At 74.8% G+C, this 22,313-nt stretch carries 14 protein-coding genes and 1 riboswitch; of the genes, 6 read left to right on the top strand and 8 right to left on the bottom strand.

What is annotated here, in order from left to right; translation table 11 throughout:
• Window positions 1–112: 112 nt before the first annotated feature.
• Both ACGH2B_RS14965 and ACGH2B_RS14960 read right to left on the bottom strand, forming a co-directional pair.
• Window positions 113–1,897 (bottom strand): SpoIIE family protein phosphatase, encoded by a 1,785-nt coding sequence (locus tag ACGH2B_RS14965; protein WP_399088900.1) that lies wholly within the window; start codon window positions 1,895–1,897, stop codon window positions 113–115.
• A 339-nt stretch (window positions 1,898–2,236) separates the two neighbouring features.
• Complete coding sequence (locus ACGH2B_RS14960; protein ID WP_399097008.1) at window positions 2,237–3,616, bottom strand: NAD(P)/FAD-dependent oxidoreductase; 1,380 nt, start codon at window positions 3,614–3,616, stop codon at window positions 2,237–2,239.
• A gap of 448 nt (window positions 3,617–4,064) precedes the next feature.
• Between ACGH2B_RS14960 and ACGH2B_RS14955 the strand changes: the two genes are divergently transcribed.
• Entirely contained in the window at window positions 4,065–4,874 is an 810-nt protein-coding gene (locus ACGH2B_RS14955; RefSeq protein ID WP_399088898.1) for a TetR/AcrR family transcriptional regulator, read from the top strand.
• Between the two features lie 231 nt (window positions 4,875–5,105).
• Window positions 5,106–7,025, top strand: a complete 1,920-nt coding sequence (locus tag ACGH2B_RS14950) for a sigma-70 family RNA polymerase sigma factor (RefSeq protein ID WP_399088896.1) — start codon at window positions 5,106–5,108, stop codon at window positions 7,023–7,025.
• Here the strand turns inward: ACGH2B_RS14950 and ACGH2B_RS14945 are convergent.
• Complete coding sequence (locus ACGH2B_RS14945; protein WP_399088894.1) at window positions 7,012–9,138, bottom strand: asparagine synthase-related protein; 2,127 nt, start codon at window positions 9,136–9,138, stop codon at window positions 7,012–7,014. The two genes, ACGH2B_RS14950 and ACGH2B_RS14945, sit on opposite strands and share 14 nt — an antisense overlap.
• 686 nt (window positions 9,139–9,824) lie before the next feature.
• On the opposite strand from ACGH2B_RS14945, the gene ACGH2B_RS14940 reads away from it, so the two are divergent.
• Window positions 9,825–11,282: an MFS transporter gene (locus ACGH2B_RS14940; protein WP_399088892.1), complete on the top strand. Its 1,458-nt coding sequence runs from the start codon at window positions 9,825–9,827 to the stop codon at window positions 11,280–11,282.
• A 272-nt stretch (window positions 11,283–11,554) separates the two neighbouring features.
• Window positions 11,555–12,769 (top strand): L-2-hydroxyglutarate oxidase, encoded by a 1,215-nt coding sequence (gene lhgO, locus ACGH2B_RS14935; RefSeq protein ID WP_399088890.1) that lies wholly within the window; start codon window positions 11,555–11,557, stop codon window positions 12,767–12,769.
• Between the two features lie 82 nt (window positions 12,770–12,851).
• Here the strand turns inward: lhgO and ACGH2B_RS14930 are convergent, their stop codons facing one another.
• On the bottom strand, window positions 12,852–14,912 hold the full coding sequence (locus tag ACGH2B_RS14930) for a PQQ-binding-like beta-propeller repeat protein (protein WP_399088888.1): 2,061 nt from the start codon (window positions 14,910–14,912) through the stop codon (window positions 12,852–12,854).
• A gap of 630 nt (window positions 14,913–15,542) precedes the next feature.
• Between ACGH2B_RS14930 and trmB the strand changes: the two genes are divergently transcribed.
• Window positions 15,543–16,496 carry a tRNA (guanosine(46)-N7)-methyltransferase TrmB gene (gene trmB / locus ACGH2B_RS14925; protein ID WP_399088886.1) on the top strand — a complete coding sequence of 318 codons (954 nt, stop codon included), beginning with the start codon at window positions 15,543–15,545 and terminating at the stop codon, window positions 16,494–16,496.
• Window positions 16,497–16,537: 41 nt separating this feature from the next.
• Here the strand turns inward: trmB and ACGH2B_RS14920 are convergent, their stop codons facing one another.
• Complete coding sequence (locus ACGH2B_RS14920) at window positions 16,538–17,488, bottom strand: YDG/SRA domain-containing protein (protein ID WP_399088884.1); 951 nt, start codon at window positions 17,486–17,488, stop codon at window positions 16,538–16,540.
• Window positions 17,489–17,716: 228 nt separating this feature from the next.
• Between ACGH2B_RS14920 and ACGH2B_RS14915 the strand changes: the two genes are divergently transcribed.
• Complete coding sequence (locus ACGH2B_RS14915) at window positions 17,717–18,019, top strand: hypothetical protein (protein WP_399088882.1); 303 nt, start codon at window positions 17,717–17,719, stop codon at window positions 18,017–18,019.
• A gap of 472 nt (window positions 18,020–18,491) precedes the next feature.
• Here the strand turns inward: ACGH2B_RS14915 and ACGH2B_RS14910 are convergent, their stop codons facing one another.
• From ACGH2B_RS14910 to ACGH2B_RS14900, 3 genes are all read right to left on the bottom strand, one after another.
• On the bottom strand, window positions 18,492–19,586 hold the full coding sequence (locus tag ACGH2B_RS14910) for a protein kinase family protein (RefSeq protein ID WP_399088880.1): 1,095 nt from the start codon (window positions 19,584–19,586) through the stop codon (window positions 18,492–18,494).
• 58 nt (window positions 19,587–19,644) lie between these two features.
• On the bottom strand, window positions 19,645–20,589 hold the full coding sequence (locus tag ACGH2B_RS14905) for an aldo/keto reductase (protein ID WP_399088878.1): 945 nt from the start codon (window positions 20,587–20,589) through the stop codon (window positions 19,645–19,647).
• A 348-nt stretch (window positions 20,590–20,937) separates the two neighbouring features.
• Window positions 20,938–22,146: a M23 family metallopeptidase gene (locus ACGH2B_RS14900; protein ID WP_399088876.1), complete on the bottom strand. Its 1,209-nt coding sequence runs from the start codon at window positions 22,144–22,146 to the stop codon at window positions 20,938–20,940.
• 12 nt (window positions 22,147–22,158) lie between these two features.
• Window positions 22,159–22,310, bottom strand: a riboswitch (cyclic di-AMP (ydaO/yuaA leader).
• Between the last annotated feature and the right edge of the window lie 3 nt (window positions 22,311–22,313).

The following is a 22,313-nucleotide window of genomic DNA, read 5'->3' as shown; positions in this document are numbered from 1 at the left end:
GCATCGGCGGGCGGTGGCCCGTGCCCGTAGGGGGAGACCGTACGGGTGAGTGAGCAGGGGGAACGGCCCGGCGTGACGCGCCGGGCCGTTCGTCGTGTCCGGGGCCCCGGGGTCAGGCGGACGGGAGGGCGAATTCGCACCAGACGGACTTGCCGCCGTCCGGGGTGCGGCGGGCGCCCCAGTGGGAGGCGATGGTGGCGACGATGGAGATGCCGCGGCCCGCTTCGTCGGCGGGCTCGGCGGTGCGGCGGCGCGGCAGATGGTCGTCGCCGTCGGTGACCTCCACGATCAGGCGGCGGTCCGTACGGCGCAGGCGCAGCCGCATCGGCGGGGTGCCGTGCTGGAGGGAGTTGGCGACCAGTTCGCTGGCGGCGAGGACGCCGAGGTCGTGCAGGTCGGGGGCGAAACGCCAGGAGGCGAGCACCCCGGAGGCGAAGGCGCGGGCGCGCGGCGCGGCCTCGGTGCCGCCGTGCAGCTCCAGGACGGCGTTGTGGAACAGCTCGGCGTCGTGGCCGGTGCGCTCGGGGTGCTGGACGACGAGGATCGCGACGTCGTCGTCGTGGGCGTCGGTGATGCCCATGGCGCGCAGCAGGCGGTCGCAGACGACGGACGGGGTGTCGTCCGCGCCGGCGAAGGCGTCGGCCAGCGCCTCCACTCCGTGGTCGATGTCCTTGTCGCGGCGCTCGACGAGGCCGTCGGTGTAGAGGACGGCGGCGGCGCCGGGGCCGAGCGGGACGGTGCCGGAGGTGTGCAGCCAGCCGCCGGTGCCCAGGGGCGGGCCGGTCGGTTCGGCGGCGCGGTGGACGGCGCCGTCGGCGTCGCGGACGAGGATCGGGAGGTGGCCGGCGGAGGCGTAGACCAGGCGGCCCTCGTTCGGGTCGTGGACGGCGTAGACGCAGGTGGCGATCTGGCTGGCGTCGATCTCGGCGGCGAGTCCGTCGAGGAGCTGGAGGACCTCGTGGGGCGGCAGGTCGAGGCGGGCGTAGGCGCGGACGGCGGTGCGCAACTGGCCCATGACGGCGGCGGCGCGCACCCCGCGGCCCATGACGTCGCCGATGACGAGGGCGGTGCGGCCGCCCCCGAGGGTGATGACGTCGTACCAGTCGCCGCCGACCGCGGCGTCGGTGCCGCCGGGGCGGTACGTGGCGGCGACCCGGAGGTCGTCGGGCTGCTCCAGCTCCTGCGGGAGGAGGGAGCGCTGGAGGGTGACGGCGGCGGCGCGCTGGCGGGCCTCGCTGGCGCGGAGCCGTTCGGCGGATTCGATCTGGTCGGTGACCTCGGCGCCGAAGACGAGGACGCCCTTGTGCGGGGCGACGCAGGCGACCTCCGGGTCGGGGGCCGGGCCGCTGGCGGCGACCTCGATGGGGGTGCAGGTGAAGGTGTAGTAGCCGTCGCGGGCGCGGCCGGCGCCGGCGCGGACCCGGCGGGACTTGACCATCCGGGTGCGGCCGCTGCGCAGGACCTGGTCCATCAGGGGCAGCAGGCCGAGTTCGTCCAGCTCGGGCAGGGCCTCGCGGGCGGTGTGCCCGGCCGGGCGGGGGCCGAAGACGGTGGCGTAGGCGGCGTTGACGTACGCGAGGCGGTGCTCGGGGCCGTAGACGACGGCGACCAGGGCGGGGATGGTGCCGAGGATGTCGTGGGCGGAGAGGGCGTCGACGGTGGGCGGCGGGGTGGGGGCGCTCGCCTCCGTGCCCTCCTCGGGGGTGTCGGGCGGGGCGTCGCCCTCGGGTGCCGCGGGGCCGGACGACTCGGCGCGGGCGGCCGGGACGGCGCCGCCGGAGCCGTCGGCGGCGGGTGCCGGGCGGGCGTTCGGCGGGGTGGCGGCCGGGGCTGCGGCGCGGCCGGGGCGGGCGGTGCGCCGCTGAGGGAGCTTGGCGCTCCAGCGCGTGAAGATCACGGAGGGGTACCTCTTACTTCGCTTCGTCGCGCGGGCTGTGGCTCCAGGGCCCGGGGCCTTCGGCGCGGGGGAAGCGCCCGCCGGGGAACCGGCCGGGGGTCGGCCGGGGCCCTGGGTGGCGCCCTCTGACGTGCTGCAGCAAACGTCCGTCTTCCTCGTGATTATTACTCTTCGCAGAGACGGGCCCACCCATGGTCACACGACCAGTGTGGCCGACCCGGGCGGTATCCGTCAGACGTCCGGGCGCCGGGAGGGAGTTCCGGGCTCCGTTTCGCCCGGCCGGACCCGGGGCGGCCGGGGCCGCTCGGGTGGGGCGTGGCGCGCCCCGGTGGCGGGCGGTCAGCTTGTCTCGTTGTGGCGGCCCGTTCCGGCGGCCAGCTCGAATTCGGCGCGGGGGTGCTCCAGCGAGCCGAGCGAGACGATCTCCCGTTTGAACAGGCCGGCGAGGGTCCACTCGGCGAGCACCCGGGCCTTGCGGTTGAAGGTGGGGATGCGGCTGAGGTGGTAGGCGCGGTGCATGAACCACGCCGGGTAGCCCTTGAGCTTGCGGCCGTAGACGTGGGCGACGCCCTTGTGGAGGCCGAGGGAGGCGACGGAGCCGGCGTATTTGTGGCGGTATTCCAGGAGCGGGCCGCCGTGGACGGCGGCGGCGACGTTCTCGGCGAGGGTGCGGGCCTGGCGGACGGCGTGCTGGGCGTTGGGGGCGCAGAGGGCGGGCGGGTCGTCCGGCGTGGCGGGTTCGGGGGCCGTCAGGTCGGGGACCGCGGCGGCGTCACCGGCGGACCAGGCGTGGTCGGCGCCGTCCACCTGGAGGGCGGCGGTGCACTTGAGGCGGCCGCGGTCGTTGAGGGGCAGGCCGGTGGCGGCGAGAATCGGGTGCGGTTTGACGCCGGCGGTCCACACCAGGGTGCGGGTGGGGAAGCGGGAGCCGTCGCTGAGGACGGCGATCCGGTCCTCGCAGGAGTCGAGGCGGGTGTCGAGGCGGACGTCGATGTTGCGGGCGCGCAGCTCGCGTACGGCGTAGCGGCCCATCTCGGGACCCACTTCGGGAAGGATCTTTCCGGTCGCCTCGACGAGGATCCACTTCAGGTCGGTGGGCTCGACGTTGTGGTAGTAGCGGACGGCGTAGCGGGCCATGTCCTCCAGTTCGGCCAGCGCCTCGACGCCCGCGTAGCCGCCGCCGACGAAGACGAAGGTCAGCGCGGCGTCGCGGACCGCCGGGTCGCGGGTGGAGGAGGCGATGTCGAGCTGTTCGAGGACGTGGTTGCGCAGGCCGATGGCCTCCTCGACGGTTTTGAAGCCGATGCCGAAGTCGGCGAGTCCGGGGACCGGGAGGGTGCGGGAGACGGAGCCGGGCGCGAGGATCAGCTCGTCGTAGGAGATCTCGGCGTCGGCGGCGCCCGCCTCCTCCGCGGCGAGGGTCTCGACGGTCGCGGTGCGCGCCTCGTGGTCGAGGGCGGTGACCTCGCCGATGACGACGCGGCACCGCGGCAGCACCTGGCGCAGCGGTACGACGACATGGCGCGGGGAGATGGATCCGGCCGCCGCTTCGGGGAGGAACGGCTGGTACGTCATGTACGGCTCGGGGTCGACCACCGTGATCTCGGCGGTCCCCTGCCGCAGCTCCTGCTTGAGCTTCCGCTGGAGCCGCAGGGCGGTGTACATGCCCACGTAACCGCCGCCGACGATCAGGATGCGCGCCACTTCGTTCGAAGACACAGCCTTCACAGAGCTCTCCTCGCGGTGGACCGGTCCCGGAAGGCTCCCGGTTCCGGCCGGCCGGCGGCACAGCAGTCCCAGGAGGCACTGTGCCCCCGGGAAGGCACAGCACCGTTCCATGACGCACCCCCGGCCGCGCTTTGTCCACAGGCTCGACGAAATGCGCAGGCGGTCGTACGGGCCCGGACGGAGGGTCGGCTTCCGCGATATGCGGAGGAGGTGCGCAGGTCAGACGGGCGGTTGCGGGGCGGTGGCCGGAGGCCGAGGAGAAGCCGCCCCCGCGGTAGGCCGATCGGGGGTGCCATGTGCCCGGAACTGACCCTTCATTCTTGACCGGGGCTCAACTATGTTCGGTGGTTCAGGGGGGCGGGCCCGCTCGATCGGCGCGCCCCTGAGCCGTCAGGGCGGGGAGTCTCCGGGGGGAGACGTCATGACCGGGGGATCACACATGCATGTTCAGGGCACACATTGGTCGGGCGCCGTCACGGCGCCCGGTAACGGCGGGCGTGCCACGGCGCACGGCGCCGATGCCGACGGCCGCGGCGGACCTGCCGCGCGGCCCACGGGGGGTGCCCGCAGCGCACCGCTGCGGGTGGACGCACAGCGCAATCTGGAGCACGTACTGCGCGCCGCGCGCGAGGTCTTCGGCGAGCTGGGGTACGGCGCGCCCATGGAGGACGTCGCACGGCGGGCGCGGGTCGGCGTCGGGACGGTCTACCGCCGCTTCCCGAGCAAGGACGTGCTGGTGCGGCGGATAGCCGAGGAGGAGACGTCCCGGCTGACCGAGCAGGCGCGCACCGCGCTGGGCCAGGAGGAGGACCCCTGGTCGGCGCTCTCCCGCTTCCTGCGGACCTCGGTCGCCTCGGGCGCCGGCCGGCTGCTGCCGCCGAACGTCCTGCGCGTCGGCGCCGGTGCGGAGGCGGCCGGTGAGTGCGCGGACGGGCTGCCCGGTACGGGTGCCCGGGTGCCGCAGCAGCGTCCGGCGCCGGTGGGCGGGGAGCCCGCCGCGGAGGGCTCCGTGTTCGGTGCGGAGACGGAGCGGCCCGGGGGTGTGCCCGCGCTGCTGGAGGTGGTGGGGCGGCTCGTGGAGCGCGCCCGCTCGGCGGGGGCGCTGCGGCCGGACGTCACGGTCGGCGACGTCCTGCTGGTGATCGCCACCAGCGCGCCGTCGCTGCCCGATCCGGGGCATCAACAGGCGGCTTCCGCACGGCTGTTGGACATCCTTCTGGAGGGGCTGCGGTCGCGGCCGCAGAGCTGAGCGCGGCTCCGGCCGGGGCGGCGTGTTCCGGCCGGGCCCCGATGGTCCGCCGGAGCCGGGCGTCCGGCTCCGGCGCGCGCACATTGTGCCTCGTGGTGGCGGTCGGAGGGACCCTCTCCGGGCAGTGCGCCCCGGATGAGTGGTTAAGGGGACGGACCCCTCGGCCCGGGCGTGTCGTGTGGCACGCTTGCGCGGTGTTCCGGTGTGACGGCGTGTTCGGGGGCCTTGGCTATGACTCTTGACGGGCGGGACGAACGGCGCGGTGGGGACCACACCACCACGGACCCGGGCGAACGATCCGGAGTACCGGAACAGGCGCGTCCGCCGCACCCCGCTCCCCCGGCCACCGAGCCGGCCGCACGTCACGACCGCGCCGAGGCACCGCCGCTCGCCGGTGTGCCGCCGCAGCGCGAGCCCGCCGAGGCATCGCCGGAGCCACCCGCGGGCGCGGACGGCGCCGAGAGCGCCCCGCCGTCCGACGCCGTGCTGATCACCGCCATGCGGGGCGGCGACGACGGCGCGTACGAGGAGCTGTACCGCCGGCACGCCGATGCCGTACGCCGCTACGCGCGCACCTGCTGCCGGGACGCGCACACCGCCGAGGATCTGACCGGCGAGGTGTTCGCCCGTACGCTCCAGGCGGTGCGGGGCGGTGCCGGGCCGGACACCGCGGTGCGGGCGTATCTGCTGACGACGGTGCGGCGGGTGGCGGCGGCCTGGGCGAAGACCGCGAAGCGGGAGCAACTGGTCGAGGATTTCGCGGTGTTCGCGGTCTCCGCGGCCGGGACGTCGATGGATGCCGGGGGCGGTCCGGGCAGCGGGGTCGATCTCGGGGCCGATGTCCGGGCGATGCAGGAGGCCGAGCGGACGCTGGCGATGCGGGCGTTCCGGAGCCTGCCGGAGCGCTACCAGACGGTGCTGTGGCACACCACCGTCGAGGAGGAGACGCCCAGTCAGGTCGCGCCGCTGCTCGGGCTGACCGCCAACGCCACGGCGGTGCTGGCGCACCGTGCCCGGGAAGGGCTGAAGCAGGCGTATCTCCAGGCCCATGTCAGCCGGTCGCTGACGGCCGGGGGCGACTGCGCGCGCTACGCCGACCGGCTCGGCGCGTACGCCCGCGGCGGGCTGCGGATGCGGGCCGAGCGGGGGCTGCGCAAGCATCTCGACGAGTGTGCGCGGTGCCGGATGGCGGCGCGGGAGGTCGCGGACGTCAATCAGCGGATCGGGGCGGTGCTGCCGGTCGCCGTCATCGGCTGGTTCGCCGCGTCGTACGCGGTCAAGGCCGCGGCGGCGGTCGCGGGGACGGCCGGGGTCGGCGCGGCGGCCGGGGCGGGCGCCGCGGCCGCGGCGGGCGGTTCCTCGTCCTCCGGTGCGGCGGGCGGTGCCGCGGCCGGGGAGGCGCTGGGCCTGCCCGCCAAGGTGGCGATCGGCGCCGGGGTGATGGTCGTGGCCGGGGCGGCGCTGGCGATGGCGATGACCGGGGCGCAGGAGCCGCCGAAGCCGGAGGCGAAGCGGGAGCCGACGCCCGCCGTGGCGCCGCGGACGCCGGCGCCGCCCGCCCCGGAGCCGGAGCCCGCCCCGCCCTCGGCACGTCCGGCGCCGCCCGCGCCGAGGCCCACGCCGACACCGCGTCCCACCCCGCCGAGGCCCACGCCGAAGCCCACGCCCACGCCGTCCCCGACGCCGACGCCGACGCCGTCCCCGACCCCGGTGCCGGAGACGCCGTACCTGCTCAGTTCGCTGGGGATGGATATCGGCGGGGACGGTACGGAGCCGGAGGTCCGCGCCGCGGAGAGCAGTTGGATATGGCAGCGGGACGAGCCGGAGATCGGCGGCCGGTCGTACCCGCACGGCGTGACGGTCCACGGCACGTCCACCGTCGTCATCGATCTGAACCGCGCCTGCACGTCGTACGACGCCCGCGCCGGGGTGGACGATCTCAGCCTGGGCCTCGGTGCGGTGCGGTTCTCGGTGGACGGGGACGGCGCGGTGCTGTGGCGCTCCGGCGTGGTGCGCGGCGGGCGGCCCGCGGTGCCGGTGCACGTCCCGCTGACGGGGGTGAAGACGCTGCGGCTGACCGTGGCGCCGTGGACCCCGGTGGACACGCTGGCGTTCGCGGACTGGGCGGACTCCCGGATCAACTGCCGCTGATACGGGGCGCGTTGGCAGCTCCTGCCACGCCGTTCAGAGGCGGGACCCCGGCGGCGACCGCGCGGCGGCGCGGGGTGGCGGCGGCGTCGGTCCAGCAACTGCCGCGGCGCAGGACCAGGCGGCGCAGCCACAGTTCGGTGGAGACCAGTTCGGCCAGGCCGTCCAGGGGCAGCGCGGCGCCCTCGGCGGCGGCGCACAGCGCCTTGCGGACGACCCGCGCCTCCACCAGCCCGGCGTCGGCGAGCAGCGGCGCGTCGAAGAGCTGCACCAGACCGTCGACGGCGGCGCGCAGCCCGGTGCGCAGGGCGGCGGTGTGCGGGAGGTGCGCGGGGGCGCCCCAGCCCGGCGGGAGGTCCCGTACGCCTGCCTGGGCGAGGACGGAGCGGAGGACGGCGGCGCGGGCTCCGGGCTGGACGCGGAGGGTGTCGGGCAGCGCCCGGCAGGCGAGGACCACCTGGTTGTCGAGGAAGGGTGCGTGCAGGCGCTGGCTGCGGACCTCCGCGGCCTGTTCGAAGACACGGTGGTCGGCGGCGTGGCGGGCCAGCGCGGCGCGCGCCCGGCGCTCGCCCGGCCGCCCCGCGCCGGGGGCGCGCGTCGCCGCGGCGCCCAGCCGCATCCCCACCTCGGCCAGCGCCTCCCCGGTGAGCCAGCGGGCGGCGGGCCCGGGGCGGCACCAGAACAGCGCGGCGAGGGAGGCGTCGACGGCGCCGCCCCCGGCCGGGTCCCCGATGCCGCCGGCCCCCCGCTCCACCAGGCGCCGCGCCGTTTCGGCGACCCCGGTCCCGTAGGGCGTACGGGCGAGTTTGCGGGCGGCGCGGTAGACGGTGAAGGGCACCAGGACGGAGTGCGCGGAGGGGCCGTCCGCCCTGGCCAGGGCGGTGACCGGGCGCAGCAGGTGGCGTCGGCGGCGGTCGAGGAGGAGGTCGGCGAGGCGGGCGGGGTGGGCGTCGAGGACCTGGCGGGCGCCGTGGCCGGTGAGGTGGTCGGCGCCCCCGGCGAGCAGGCGGCTGCGGTGGCGGAACGCGGTGACGAGGGAGGGGCCCGGCTCGTCGGTGAGCGGGAGGGTGCCGAGCCCGGCGAACGGCAGGGCCTCCTCGCCGCCGGTGACGACGCGGTGGTGCAGGCGCGGGTTGTCGGCCAGGGCGCGGGCGCGCTCCAGTTCCGCGTCGCGGTGGGCGCGGCCCCCTTGGGTGGTGTGGTCGGTGAAGGTGACGGCGAGGAGGCGTTCGCCGTGGCCGGTGAGCGCCCCGGGGGCGCCGGGCAGTCCGGCGGCCAGCAGGGCGAGGGTGCCCGAGGCGCTGCCGCCGGAGAGGTCGGCGCCGATGCCGGGGGCGGGGGCGCCGCGGGCCGCGCGCCGCTCGGCGGGGCCCATGCCGGGGACCGGGCCCGGGTCCAGGCCGTCGGGCCCGTCCGGGTCGGGGGCGTGCCGGGGGCCGGCCAGCCGTGCCCGGACCGCTTCGACCAGGGCCTCGCGGACGCCGTCGATCGCCTGGTCGGGGGCGAGTTGAGGGGCGGCGACGGCGAGGGAGGCGGCCGGTTCGTACGAGGTGATCTCGTGGGCGCCGCCGCGCAGGACCAGGGCGTGTCCGGGCGGGACGCGGCGCACCCCTTCGTAGGGGGTGCCGGAGCCGAGCGCCTCGGGGGCGTCGGGGCAGGCGAGGAGGGCGCCGAGGTGGCCGACGTCGAGTCCGGCCTCGGTGAGGTCGGCGAGGGGCAGGGCGGCGGTGGCGAAGGCGGTGCCGCCCTCCCAGGGGGTGTGGAAGACGGGGCGGGCCCCGGCGAGGTCGCCGGTGACGGTGAGGCGGCGGCCCATGCGGACGACGGCGGTGTAGCTGCCGGGCCAGGCCGTGAGGTGGCGCAGCGCACCGCCGCGGGCGGCGAAGAGGCCGACGCGGAGCTGATCGTCGGTGGCGCCGCAGACGCCGAAGACGGCGAGCGCGGTCTCCGGGTCGGCGCGGACGGTGCGTACCTCGTCGGGCCGCCAGTCGCCGACCGCCCACAGCGGATCCGGCCCGTCCCACAGGAGTTGGGCGCCCACGGGCAGGACCGTGCGGCTCCCCCCGGTGGCGGCCGGTCCCGCGGTGGCACTGCTCCACCCCACCAACCAGCGCATACCGCCTCCCCGCTCCCCGTGCCGCGGGGGCGCGCCACCGCCCCGTACCGCGGATTTCAGCCGTTGTGCGGTCCATGCTGCCATGGCGGGGGCGTGCGGGAGCCGAACGGAGCGGCGGGGCGGCGCCCGGCGGTGGGGAGTTGACGCCCCTGGGCCGGGCCGTGCCGTGTGCCACGCGGTGGAGCGTGGACGGGGGCGCGCGGTGGCCGCCGGGGGCGCGCCGTGCCGCGGCGGAGGCCCGCGGCGCGTTTTTGCCGTCCGATGCTATTCGGCCAAAGTCTGCTGAACCATGTTCAGTCGGCGCGTGTGGCGGCACCTCGTACGGACCGGCGGCGCGGGGGCCGCGTCCGGCTCGCGCGACGGCCCGGGAGGCGGGCTGCGCCTCCCGGGCCGGACCGCCGCCCGCGGGGAATGGAGCGGCGGTATCCCCCAGCCCACCGGATCCGGTACAGCGGGCCGACCCACGCGGCACCCATGGAAGCGGCGGCCCCTCCGGGGAGGCAGCGCGCACGTGTGGGCGCACGGCAACACGTACCCGGAGCACATGCCAACTCCCGCTCCCCCGGCCGAAGATGAATCTCGCCATCCGCGACACCGGCCCTTAACGGTCGGGATCCGGCGAACTACTCTGGGTGGACGCACGCCCCGGGGCACCGGGGCTGCCGTCGCAGTGTCGAGGGGTGCGCATGTCCAGGGATATACGCGGGCCGAACGAGAAGCTCGGCACCGTTCTCGCCCTCGCGGGTATCAGCAACGCCGGTCTGGCGCGCCGGGTGAACGACCTCGGCGCACAGCGCGGGTTGACGCTTCGTTACGACAAGACGTCCGTCGCCCGCTGGGTTTCCAAGGGGATGGTGCCGCAGGGCGCCGCGCCCCATCTGATCGCCTCCGCGATCGGCAGCAAGCTCGGCCGGCCGGTCCCGCTGCACGAGATCGGGCTGGGCGACGCCGATCCGGCGCCCGAGGTCGGGCTGACATTTCCCCGCGATGTGGGCGCGGCGGTACGTTCCGCCACCGATCTCTACCGGCTGGATCTGGCCGGACGGCGGGCCGGCGGCGGGGGCATCTGGCAGAGCCTGGCCGGATCTTTCGCCGTCAGCGCGTACGCCACCCCCGCCTCCCGGTGGCTGATATCCCCGGCCGACAGCTCGGTGGCGCGGAACGCGGCCGAAGCGGCCGAGGCGGGCGGGAAGGACGCCGCCTCGCCCGCGGACGCGGCGACGCCGCAGCATGTCGGCCACAGCGATGTCAGCAAGCTCCGCGAGGCGGCGGAGGACGCGCGCCGCTGGGACTCCAAGTACGGCGGCGGCGACTGGCGTTCGTCGATGGTGCCGGAGTGCCTGCGGGTGGACGCGGCACCGCTGCTGCTGGCCTCGTACAGCGATGAAGTGGGGCGCGCGCTGTTCGGCGCGACCTCCGAACTCACCCGTCTCGCCGGGTGGATGGCGTTCGACACCGGGCAGCAGGAGGCCGCCCAGCGCTACTACATCCAGGCGCTGCGGCTGGCCCGCGCCGCGGCCGACGTCCCCCTGGGCGGCTACGTCCTCGCCTCGATGTCCCTCCAGGCGACGTACCGCGGCTTCGCCGACGAGGGCGTCGATCTCGCCCAGGCGGCGCTGGAGCGCAACCGCGGCCTGGCCACCGCCCGCACCATGAGCTTCTTCCGTCTCGTCGAGGCGCGCGCCCAGGCGAAGGCCGGGGAGGCGCGCGCCTGCGAGGTGGCGCTGAAGGCCGCCGAGGGCTGGCTGGAGCGCTCCCGCGGCGGCGACGCCGACCCGTCCTGGCTGGACTTCTACTCCTACGAGCGGTTCGCCGCCGACGCCGCCGAGTGCTATCGCGATCTGCGCCTGCCCCGCCAGGTCCGCCGCTTCACCGAACAGGCCCTCTCCCGGCCCACCGAGGAGTTCGTCCGCTCGCACGGGCTGCGTCTGGTGGTCTCCGCCGTCGCCGAGCTGGAGTCCGGCAACCTCGACGCCGCCTGCGCCGCGGGCACCCGCGCCGTCGAGGTCGCCGGCCGCATCTCCTCGGCCCGCACCACCGAGTACGTCCGCGATCTGCTGCACCGCCTGGAGCCGTACGGGGACGAGCCGCGCGTGGTGGAGCTGCGGGAGCGGGCCCGGCCGTTGCTGGCGGCGCCGGCGTAGGAACGGCCGGGGCCGGGGCCGGGCTCGCGGCCGAGGGGCGCGCGGCGGCCCGCTCCGGGGCCGGGGCTCGTCGGCCCGCCCGCCGGTTCCGCCGCAGTTGCCCGCTTCCGCCGCCGTTCCGGCCGCTCTGTACGGGTTCCCGCCCTGGTCACATGGCGTTGTCAGTACCTCGCGTCATGATGGGGTAGGTCGTCGGGCGACGGCGAGCGGGCCGCGGTCAGGGGTGGCCCGCGTCGGGGGCGGTTCCCGCGTTCTCGCGGTTGGGAGGGGCAGTGGCGGCGTACGACTGCGATGTGCTGGTGATCGGTGCGGGCATCGTCGGGCTCTCGACGGCGCATGCGCTCACCCGTGCCGTGCCGGGGCTGCGGGTGACGGTCCTGGAGAAGGAGTCCGGCCCGGCCCGCCATCAGACCGGTCGCAACAGCGGCGTGATCCACAGCGGCATCTACTACCCGCCCGGCTCCCTCAAGGCCCGCTACGCCCTCCAGGGGTCGGCCGAGATGGTCGGGTTCTGCGCCGAGCACGGCATCCCGCACGAGGTCACCGGCAAGCTGATCGTCGCCACCGACCGCGATGAGCTGCCCCGGCTGCACGCCCTGATCCAGCGTGGCCGCGAGCACGGTCTGCCCGTCCGCGAGCTGGGCCCCGCCCAGATCACCGCGTACGAGCCGGAGGTGCGCGGCCTCGCCGCCATCCACGTCGGCACCACCGGCGTCTGCGACTTCCAGGCCGTCGCCCGCACCTACGGCCGCCTCGCCCAGGAGGCCGGGGCGAGGCTCGTGTACGGCGCGGAGGTGACTCGTATCGGGCGGCGTCCGGGGCGGGTCGCCGTCGCCACGGCGGACGGCACGGTCCACCGCGCCCGCGCCCTGGTCAACTGCGCCGGTCTGCACAGCGACCGCGTCGCGCGGCTGGCCGGGGACGACCCGGGCATGCGGATCGTGCCGTTCCGCGGTGAGTACCACCTTCTCGCCCCGGAGCGCGCCGGGCTGGTGCGCGGCCTGGTCTACCCCGTGCCCGATCCCGCGTTCCCGTTCCTCGGCGTCCATCTGACCCGCGGGATCGACGGCGCCGTCCACATCGGGCCGAACGCCGTCCCGGCCCTGGCCCGCGAGGGCTACGACTGGCGCACGCTGCGCCCCGCCGAGCTGGCCGGCACCCTCGCCTACCGCGGCTCGTGGCACATAGCCCGGCGCCACTGGCGGTACGGCGCGGGCGAGCTGCACCGCTCGCTCTCCCGCCGTGCCTTCACCGCCGCCGTGCGCCGCCTGCTGCCCGCCGTCACCGAGGACGATCTGCGCCCCGCCCCCGCCGGGGTCCGCGCCCAGGCGGTCCTCCCCGACGGCACCCTCGTCGACGACTTCCTCTTCGCCGAGTCCCCCGGCATCGTCCACGTCCTCAACGCCCCGTCCCCGGCGGCCACCGCGTCCCTGCCGATCGGCCGGGAGATCGCCCGGCGGGTGCGGGCCGCGTTGGACCGGCGCTGAACGCGGACGTGGGCGGTGCGGGCGCCGGGCCCGCACCGCCCACGCGGTGCTCACGGGCGGCGGGCCGCCCGGTGGAGGGTCGTCAGTCGGCGGGGATGGGGATCGGCGAGCCCTTCGACGCCTTGTAGGCACGGAGGAACGGACGGCCGGTCGTCAGCGACTCGCCCTCGACGTACAGCACGCCGTATCCGTCCCACCGCATCGACATGCTCGTCGGGGACGGCAGGTCGTGGCCCTGGGTGAAGAGGGTGCCCATCAGCTTCGTCTTGGCGTCCCGCAGGCCCATCGACAGCAGTTCGGGGTCCTGCGAGGAGTGGTGTGCGGGGCTGCCGTGGGAGTTGCCGACGGCGATGACGTTCTCGTCGTCGAGGGCCACGGCGACCGCCCCGGCCCGCTTCCACAGGCGCTTGCCGGTCTTCAGGTCGAGGGCGGCGAGGCCGGTGTGGTTGGCGTACGTGGTCAGCAGGATCTTGGAGTCCTCGTCGACCATGGTCGTCCGGGCGTCGAGGTCCAGCTCGTCGAGGTCACCGGTCAGCTCGATGCTCCGGTCCGGCTTGGGCTTGCCCTCCGAGTCGAAGGTCCGCAGCGCCCGGTTCTCACCGGAGTCGGCCATCAGCAGGACCAGCGGGCGGTCCGAGAGGACGCGCTGGACCTCCATCTTCTCGCCGGGGACGGAGGCGTTCATGCTGTCCAGCTCGTGCTCCTGGATGAGCAGTTCCCGCTTCGGCTTTGCCTTCGTGCAGTCGCTGACCCGCGCCAGGTACTCGTTGCTGATCCCGAACGACGCGGTGCACTCACCGGCGGGCCACTTCAGGCTCCACTTGCCGGCGCCGCCGGAGATGGCGTAGCCGGAGTAGGTGTCACCGATGGCGACCACGACCTCCCGGTGGCTGATGCCGACGACGGGGCGGTCCTCCGACTGCCGGCCCTTGAGGTTCCGCACCCAGAGGGTGTGGCCGGTGCCGGTGTCGAAGACGGAGAGGAAGGAGCAGTCGCCGCCGCCCGAGTCGAAGACCGCGGCGGCGACGCCGTCACCGTTCGGCTCCGTGGGCAGCGCGCAGACCGCGCCGGCGCCCTTCGGCGTCTCCAGCTCCCACTCCTGCTTACCGGTCTGGTCGTCGTACGCGCGGACGCCGTCCTTGTCGCCGTAGACGACGGCTCCGTCGACCAGCCACACCGACCGCATGCCCAGCTCTTCCCTGGGCCGGCTGTCGCTCTTCTTCAGGTCGGTGTTCCACATCCGGCTCATGGAGAGCGCCGGGGGCTGCTGCTGCGCTTCGTCGCCGCCGGAGCCGCCCGCCAGCAGGAAGTAACCGCCGGTGCCGATGATCAGTACGACGACGACCACGATCGCGATGATCGCGGGCACCGGTATCCCCCGGCTCGGTCCGCCGGGCGCCCCGCCGGGCCCCGGCACGAACCCCGGCCCGCCCTGCGGCGGCTGTCCGAACCCCTGCGGCGCACCGGGCTGCGGGTGGGCGGCGCCGCCCGGCCCGGGAGCCATCGGTCCGCCGGGGCCCATCGGTCCGCCGGGCGGCGGGTACACGCCCGGCGCCCCGCCCTGCTGGCCGTACGCGCCCGGTACTCCCTGGCCGGGCGGCGGGTACGGACCGGGCTGCGGGGCGGGGGCGCCCTGCGGGGCACCGTACGGGCCCGGTTGGGCCTGCGGGCTCTGCATGCCGGGCTGACCCTGCGGGGGCTGGCCACCAGGCTGACCCTGCGGGGCGCCGGGCTGTCCCTGCTGCGGCTGCGCGCCCGGCGCGCCCTGCGGTGGCACCGGCGGGGTGCCGGGGGCGGGCCGGCCGCCGGGCTTGGCCATGGAGAACTGCATGGTCCCGGCGGGGGGCTGCTGACCGGAAACCTGCTGGTCCGGGCCCTGCTGCGGGGCGGTGGGAGGCTGGACGGCCGCCAGCTTCATGGTCCCGGCGGGGCGTGCGGGGGCCTGTCCCTGCGCCTGACCCGGCCGGGGCTGCTCAGGGGACTGCGGCTGCGCGGGCCCACCCGCCTCCGGCTGCGGGGCGCCGGGAGCGGCGGACCGCTCCTGGCCCGCCCCCGGCCCCTGGCCCGCGTCGGCCGGCCGCTCCGGCCCGGAGCCCGGCGGCTCTCCCTGCGGATGCCCCGTGTTCTCCTGCCCTTGCGTCATACCGGCCTACCCCCTGGTTTGTTCGTGTGGCGGCCACGCATCGTATGCAGCCCGCTCCACAGCGCGCCAGCCACCCCCGGGGAGGGGGGTACGCGGGGGCGGGGTAGGAGCGGTGAAGGGCTGATGGCGTGGGGAGTGAGGGGGTGGTTGGTCGGTCCGGTGGTTACGGAGGGGGCGGGGGCGGTTGCTCGGCCTGGCGGTTACGGGGAGTGGGGGCAGTCGCCTGGTCCGGCGGTCATGGGAAGCGGAGGCAATCGCCTGGTCCGGCGGTCATGGGAAGCGGAGGCAATCGCCTGGCCCGGCGGTCACGGGAAGTGGAGACAGTCGCCCGGTCCGGCGGCCTCGGGCCCCGGAAGGAACCGCCCGGTCCGGGGGACACGGGAAGTAGGGACGGTCGCCCGGTCCGGCGGCCTCAGACCCCGGAACGTCCCCCCGGCTCTGCGGCCCGGCGCCGCCCGGTGGCCTCGTATACCCTCCCCCGCCTGCCCGGCACACGGAGAAGCCGTCCCGGTCCGGCATACAGAGATGACGGAGGACGAAGAGGAAGAAGAGGACAGGGCCCGTGGTCCCGCCGGCTCGGGACGTCCGGCCCGGGCCGTGCCTCTCTCCGGCCCGTAGAATCTCGGCACTGTGTCCGAGAACCCCCGCACCCCCGAGTCCGGCAGCCAGGAAACCCGCGTCCCGGAAGGCGCCGCCCCGTCGCCTGCCGACGGCGCCCCGGCAGGCAGCGAACCGAACGGCGGCAGTGCGCCGGCCACGGACGTGACCGGCGCGAACGTCCCCGCCGGGAGCACCGCCGACGGCACCTTGGCCCCGGAATCCGGCGGCTCCCACGCCTCCGGCGCACCGCGGATCCGCCGCGACGGCCCGATGTTCCCCGACGGGACCGGGCCCGCCGCCGACCCGGCCGGTGACCACCACGAGCGCCGGATCCGCTCCTTCCAGCCCCGCCGCAGCCGCGTCTCGCCGAACCAGGCCGACGCGCTGCGCCGCCTGTGGCCGGTGTGGGGGCGGGACATCGACGGGCTCTCCCGTATCGACCTCGACACGTTCTTCGACGGCCGTCCGGTCGTCCTGGAGATCGGCTTCGGCATGGGCGAGGCCACCGCGCAGATGGCCGCCGCCGACCCGGACACCGGCATCCTCGCCTGCGACGTCCACACCCCGGGCCAGGGCAACCTCCTCGCCCTCGCCGAACGGAACGGCCTGACCAACGTCCGCGTGGCCAACGGCGACGCGATCATCCTGCTGCGCGAGATGCTCGCCCCCGGCTCCCTGGCCGGACTGCGCGTCTACTTCCCCGACCCCTGGCCGAAGAAGCGCCACCACAAGCGCCGCCTCATCCAGCCGGACTTCATCAGCCTGGCCACCACCCGCCTCGCCCCCGGCGCCCTCGTCCACTGCGCCACCGACTGGGAGCCCTACGCCGAGCAGATGCTCACCGTCCTCACCGCCGAACCCACCCTCCACAACCTCCACCCCGACTACGCCCCCCGCCCCGCCTTCCGCCCCCTCACCAAATTCGAGGGCCAGGGCCTGGACAAGGGGCATGTGGTGCGGGACTTGATGTTCCGGAAGGGGTAGAGGAGGGGCTGCGGCGTTAGCCAGAGCTGTCTTCTTCGCCCTCACATTTCGCGATCGAGGGGCGTGCTAAAGCGGTCGTCCCAACGCTGCCGATGCTGGCGCACATACTCGATCTTGATGTTGTGCTCCCGGATCTTTGTCAGCTTGCTTTTAATCTCCCGCGTCAGCCCGTCGAGCACCTCAAGGTGATCGGATAGCTGAAGCGCGCCCCGGTCAAACAGTGCGTGGCAGTTAGCGCATAGGCAGAGAACGTTCTCCAGTACGTCTGGCCCGCCATGCGGCTTACCCAATGCCTGGATGTGCGCGGCCTCGCTATACGCCTCCCCCTCGGGGGATACCTGGAGGCGACTTTCACATATCTGGCATGTGTTGTCGTACATTTCCTTCACGGCACGGACCACCTTGGAGTCCCGAACCAGACGTTGGTACTCCACAGCACGAAGCATCACTTCCTCAACAGCGGTGCTCTCGCCCTGCGGAAGGGAAATCGGCTTCGCGGCGGGAACCTCACCGGGACTCAACTTCACCAGTTTGAACTGGCAGACGAGAAAACCTTCTTTCCCGACGGTCATCCAGTGGTCGGCAACCCGGAACAATCCGCAGTATTCGTACCCACCCGTGGCCCTGCGCCGCTTCTTACCCTTGATTTTCAGGCCGCGAATGACGCGAACTTCGTGGCCACGCGCCTCGTTGAGCAACAACCCCGCGTTGCCCCTACTTGCCATGTCTTGGTCTGCATAGAGGCGCCCCGTTTCCCTATCTCGGGATCCTTCGCCGGTGTAGATGATCTCTTCTTCGCCGTAGACATCATCGACATATCCGCCGGAGAGGACAATGGAATCAACCCCGCCCGAAGCGGTTCCCGAGATGCCCTTGCCCAACTCGCGGTGCACTCCGGCATCGTGCAGTTCCTGATGCCCCTTGAACCACTGCCCCTCGGTTACCCCTTCAGGGGTTCCAAAACAAATGGGTGCCGACTTCTCCTTCGCCATGACTTGATCTTGCCAACTCACCAGAGAAATGGCACGCGTTCACGAGCGATGTGCGCAGAGCCACATCTACCTTCGTAAACGCTCAAGGCCTTTGTGCCTGTCGGACATCTGCCGGCGTAGCGCTCCTGCGTTCCTTGCCCTGGTGGGCAGCCCGCCCAGGTTCAGTGACACGGGCGTAAAGTCCGTTAGCGAGACGCTTATCAAAGCTGTGAACGAGAGGCATGAGTGATGGCAAACATTCCGACAGCAGCGGTGGCCGCGACCGGTCTCGTGGGTGGTTACGCCGTGGCTCGGTGGACGAAGAAGCGGCCTCTGGGTGGGGTGGCGTTGGCTGCTGCCGGGGCGGTGGCGGCCAAGGGGTGGCAGGAGAAGGCCGGCGGGAAGGCCGCGGCGGCGCTGGGCGGGGCGTATGTGGCGGCGTTCGCCGGGTCGCATCCGCTGGCGAAGAAGATCGGGGCGTGGCCGTCGGTCTTCGCGGTGGCCGGCGGTATGGCGCTGGCGTCGTGGGCGGTGGCGGACCGGCGCGGGTGACCTGGGGCGGGTGACCAGGGCGGGGCGGCCGGGGGCAGGTGACTGGGGAGGGCCGGGGGCCGCGGAGCGGCCGGGCCGGACAACCGCGGGCCCGAGTCGGAGCCGCGACCGAAGCAGAAGCCAGGCCCCGGGCCAGGCCGAGCTGGACCGGACCGAGCCAGGCCGCAACTGAAGCAGAAGCCAGGCCGAGCTGGTCCGGACCGGTCCGGACCGAGCCAGGCTGGGCCGCCCCGGCCCGGACAACCGCAAGGCCGAACCGAAGCCCAGCCAGGCGCCCGCCCCGACAGAACCGGTCACCCCAACCGAACCGGTCACCCGGCCGAAACGGGGCGGCCGGTCGAAACGGGCCGCCCGGCCGCCCGCTCACCCGGCCGAGCCCTCAGGCCCCGGCCCTCGGCCGCCCCTCCGCCAGCCCTCGGCCCTCGTCACCTCACCGCCCTCAACACCCCCTCGATCTCAAGGCCCCCTCGCCTCAACACCCGCTCGCCCTCAACGCCCTCTCGATCTCAGTGCCCGGGAACGGCGTCCGTTTGCTCACCTCGAACCAGCGGCGGTGGAAGTCGGCCAGCACTGCCGCATGCGGGGCGTGCCGGTCGAGGAGCTGGGTGATTTCGGGGGGAACGCCGTCGGGGCGGTGGCCCACGAGCCAGGCTTTCAGGAAGGCTTCCTGATCGGTGTCGCCGCGTACGGCTTCCGGCAGGTGGTGGCGGAGCAGGTGCCCGAGGGCGTAGGAGCGGTCGTACGCGAGGTGGCCGGTGAGGAAGGCGTGTTCCTCGGGGGAAAGGTCGAAGTCGCGGCTCAGGGCCAGGCCGAAGTCCGTGAAGTAGACCTGGCGGCCTTCGGTGAGCAGGTTGCGGAAGTGGGCGTCGAAGTGGACCAGCCCGCGGGCGCTCATGAACTCGGTGCCGCGCCGCAGCTCGCTCTCCGCCCACAGGTAGGGCGCCGCGCCGCCGGGCTCCGCCCAGGCGCCGCGCCGGACGTCGCCGAGGTGGTCCGTGAGCGTCCGGGGCACATGCTCCAGGAAGAGCACCAGGCTGGACGAGGAGCTGCCGATGGCCTCCAGCCGATGGCGTACCGCGGCGGAGCCGTCCCAGTGGGCGACGGTTCCCGCGACGCCGCCGAACAGGTCGGCGAAGTCGTCCGGGGGCCGGTCCGGCAGGACGCGCCAGTGGTACAGCAGCGGGAATCCCGCGTACGCGCCGCGCAGGGCCCAGGCGGTGGTCATGAGGTGTGCGGCCAGTTCCCGCCAGGCGCCGAAGCCCGCCGAGCCCGCCCCGTACTGGTACTGGAGGGGGAGACCGAAGAGGTTGGCGGTCGAGCGGACGTGTTCCGGCCGCAGTTCGAGGTCGGTCAGCGGGACCCGTTTGACGAAGACCCGCCGTCCCCCGGCCTCCATCTCCGTCCGCCGGCCGCCGACACCCGAGCCGTGCACCGGGGCGGCGGCCACCGCGGCGCCGAGGTCGCGGTCGCTCAGCAGGGCGAGTCGCGCGCCCGCGTCCGCGTACGCCGCCAGCCGGCCGGCGGGCAGCGGCGCGGGCGCCGTGTCCGGCCCGCGTGCCTCCTCCATGGGGATTCCCTCCCGGTGCTTCCCGGTGCTTTCCGGATCTCCCGCCCGGCGCTCCCCGTTACGCCGAAGCCTCGTCCAGCGCTTCCAGCTCCGCCGGGGTGAGCCGGAGGTCCTGAACGGCCAGGAGGGCGGGGAGCTGGGCGGTGGTGCGGGCGCTGGCGATCGGGGCGGTGACCGTGGGGCGGGCGGCGAGCCAGGCGAGGGCGACGGTGGCGATCTCCGCGTCGTGGGCGGCGGCGACGGTGTCGAGGGCGGTCAGGACGCGGACGCCGCGGTCGGTGGCGAGGTGGGCGGCCGCCTTGCCGGCGCGGGCGCTGTCGACGTCCGTACCGGGGCGGTACTTGCCGGTCAGGAAGCCGGAGGCGAGGGCGTAGTACGGGACGGCGCCCAGGCCGTGGCGGGCGGCGACATCGGCCAGTTCGCCCTCGTAGGTGTCGCGGGAGACCAGGTTGTACTCCGGCTGAAGGGCGATGTAGCGGGCGAGGCCCTCGCGCTCGGAGAAGGCCAGGGCCTCGGCCAGGCGCGCCGCGGAGATGTTGGAGGCGGCGATCTCGCGGACCTTGCCGGCCCGGACGAGGTCGTCGAGGGCGGTCAGGAACTCGCCGACCTCGACCGATTCGTCGTCGTAGTGGGTGTAGTAGAGGTCGATGTGGTCGGTACGCAGGCGGCGCAGCGAACCCTCGACGGCCTTCTTGATCGTGTCGGCGGCCAGGCCCTTGAGGTCGGGGTGGGCGCCGGCCTTGGTGGCGATGACGACATCGTCGCGGTTGCCGCGGGCGGCGAGCCAGTCGCCGATGACGGTCTCGGACTCGCCGCCCTTGTTGCCCGGCACCCAGGCCGAGTAGACGTCGGCGGTGTCGATGAAGTTGCCGCCGCCGGCGACGTACGCGTCGAGCACGGCGAAGGACTCGGACTCGTCGGCGGTCCAGCCGAAGACGTTGCCGCCGAGGCAGAGCGGGGAGACGGAGAGCGAGCCGAGGGGCTTACGCGTGGTGGTGGTCATGCGTAGGTGCAGCGTGACGACGTGCGGAGATATTCCTGCGCGCGGCATCCGGAGGAGCCCGTCCCGTATGCCGGGCGTACGGGCCGCCGCGCCCCGCCACGGCACCGCGACGGGCGCCCGGGGAGCCGCCTCGCCCGGGGCCAGGACCGGGGCCACGACCGGCGCGCGCCGGCACCGTGCGCGCCCCAGGTGCCCGGGCCCCCGCCCGGCGCACGGCAGCGCCCCGCGCGCCCCGGCAACCACGGTCCGCCCGGAACCGCGACGGCGCCCCGGCGCGGCGCCGGACACCCGGGCGCCGCACCTCCCGCCGACGACGGCGCCCCCGGAATCAGCCGGCTCCCCCAGGGGTCAGACGTGCAGCCCGCGCCCGCGCAGCCACGGCACCGGGTCGATGGGGCCGCCGCCACCGGGGCGGACCTCCAGGTGAAGGTGGGGGCCGGTGACGTTCCCGGTGGCGCCGACACGGCCGATGACCTCGCCGGTGGAGACCTTCCCGCCGGTCTTCACCATCGACGACAGGTGGCAGAACCACAGCTCCGTACCGTCGTCGAGGGTGAGGACGATGCGGTAGCCGTACGAACCGGCCCAGCCCGCCTGCGTGATGGTGCCGGAGTGCACGGCCTTGACCGGCGTACCCGTGGGGGCGGCGAAGTCCTGGCCGGTGTGGTCGGCGGCCCAGCGGTCGCCCGCCTGACCGAAGCTCGCGGTGAGGGTGTACGACGTGACCGGCAGCAGATAGCTCTTGGCCAGCTCGGCCAGGCGGGCCGCCTCCGCCTTGGCACGGGCCTCGGCCTCGCGCTTCGCCTTGGCGGCCGCCTCCTTGCGCGCGGCCTCGGCCCGCTCCGCCTTCGCGTCGGCCACCGCGTCCTGGTGGTCGCCCGCCGCGGTCTTCTCCGCCTGGGCGAAGGCGGTGTGTTCGGCGGCGTCCCGGGCGTCGCGCTCGGCGGCGGTCTGCTGGTTGTCGGCCTGCTGGAGGATGCGGCTGCGCAGCGCCTCCCCGGCGCCCGTCCCCCGGCCGTCCTCGGTGGTGAGGCCGGCGGACGACAGCGGCGCCGCGGTGGTGGTGTCCGCGTCGTCGGAGGAGCCGAGCAACGGCCCGATGCCGGGGAGCGATTCGGCGTCCGGCAGCGCTCCGGTGACGTCGGCGGCGAGGGTGCCTAGGTCCGGTACGGAGATCGGGACCGGCGGCTTCTCCTCGGCGGTCGCCATCCCGCCGGCGCCGACCGCCGCGATCACGCCGACGCCGAGGACCGTGCCGCCGCGGGCCAGCCCGCCGCGCTGCTTGGCGACACGGTGACGGCCGCGGACGGCCCGCACGGACTCCTCGGTCGGGTTCCACTCACCGGGGGCGTCGTCCGCCGCGCCCGCGGTCTCCAGCGGCGCGGGCCCGCCGGCGTCCGCGCCGTACGGGCCGGGGCCCTGGGCGGCGAGGCCCTCCTGGGTGAACGTGCCCGGGGCGAAGACCGCCGTGTCGGCCGGGGCGGCGGTCGGCCCGGGGGCGAAGCCGTGGGAGAGGTGGGCGGACGGGGCCTCGGGGGCAAGCCTGTTGGACGCCACGGGGGCGCACTCCTTTCCTTCCTTCGCGCCTACCGGGTTAGCTGACGGGTTCGGAGCAGGAAGGTCTCCTACGGGCGGCCTCTGGCCGAGGCGTCCGATTCACCCCATGGTGGTGGTTCCCCGGTTCCCTCCGCGCCGCTCGGGCCGCCCGGCACAACATCAGGACA

This window comes from Streptomyces sp. BBFR2 (assembly GCF_044497305.1).
GTDB lineage: Bacteria > Actinomycetota > Actinomycetes > Streptomycetales > Streptomycetaceae > Streptomyces.
Note: the sequence above shows the minus strand (reverse complement) of the source record. Positions and strands in the feature narration are given on the sequence as shown.

Coding starts and splice junctions, on each gene's coding strand:
- ACGH2B_RS14950 (WP_399088896.1), top strand. CDS start 5,106: ATGACTCTTGACGGGCGGGACGAACGGCGCGGTGGGGACCACACCACC.
- ACGH2B_RS14940 (WP_399088892.1), top strand. CDS start 9,825: ATGTCCAGGGATATACGCGGGCCGAACGAGAAGCTCGGCACCGTTCTC.
- ACGH2B_RS14945 (WP_399088894.1), bottom strand. CDS start 9,138: ATGCGCTGGTTGGTGGGGTGGAGCAGTGCCACCGCGGGACCGGCCGCC.
- ACGH2B_RS14905 (WP_399088878.1), bottom strand. CDS start 20,589: ATGACCACCACCACGCGTAAGCCCCTCGGCTCGCTCTCCGTCTCCCCG.
- ACGH2B_RS14910 (WP_399088880.1), bottom strand. CDS start 19,586: ATGGAGGAGGCACGCGGGCCGGACACGGCGCCCGCGCCGCTGCCCGCC.
- ACGH2B_RS14955 (WP_399088898.1), top strand. CDS start 4,065: ATGCATGTTCAGGGCACACATTGGTCGGGCGCCGTCACGGCGCCCGGT.
- ACGH2B_RS14915 (WP_399088882.1), top strand. CDS start 17,717: ATGGCAAACATTCCGACAGCAGCGGTGGCCGCGACCGGTCTCGTGGGT.
- ACGH2B_RS14920 (WP_399088884.1), bottom strand. CDS start 17,488: ATGGCGAAGGAGAAGTCGGCACCCATTTGTTTTGGAACCCCTGAAGGG.
- ACGH2B_RS14930 (WP_399088888.1), bottom strand. CDS start 14,912: ATGACGCAAGGGCAGGAGAACACGGGGCATCCGCAGGGAGAGCCGCCG.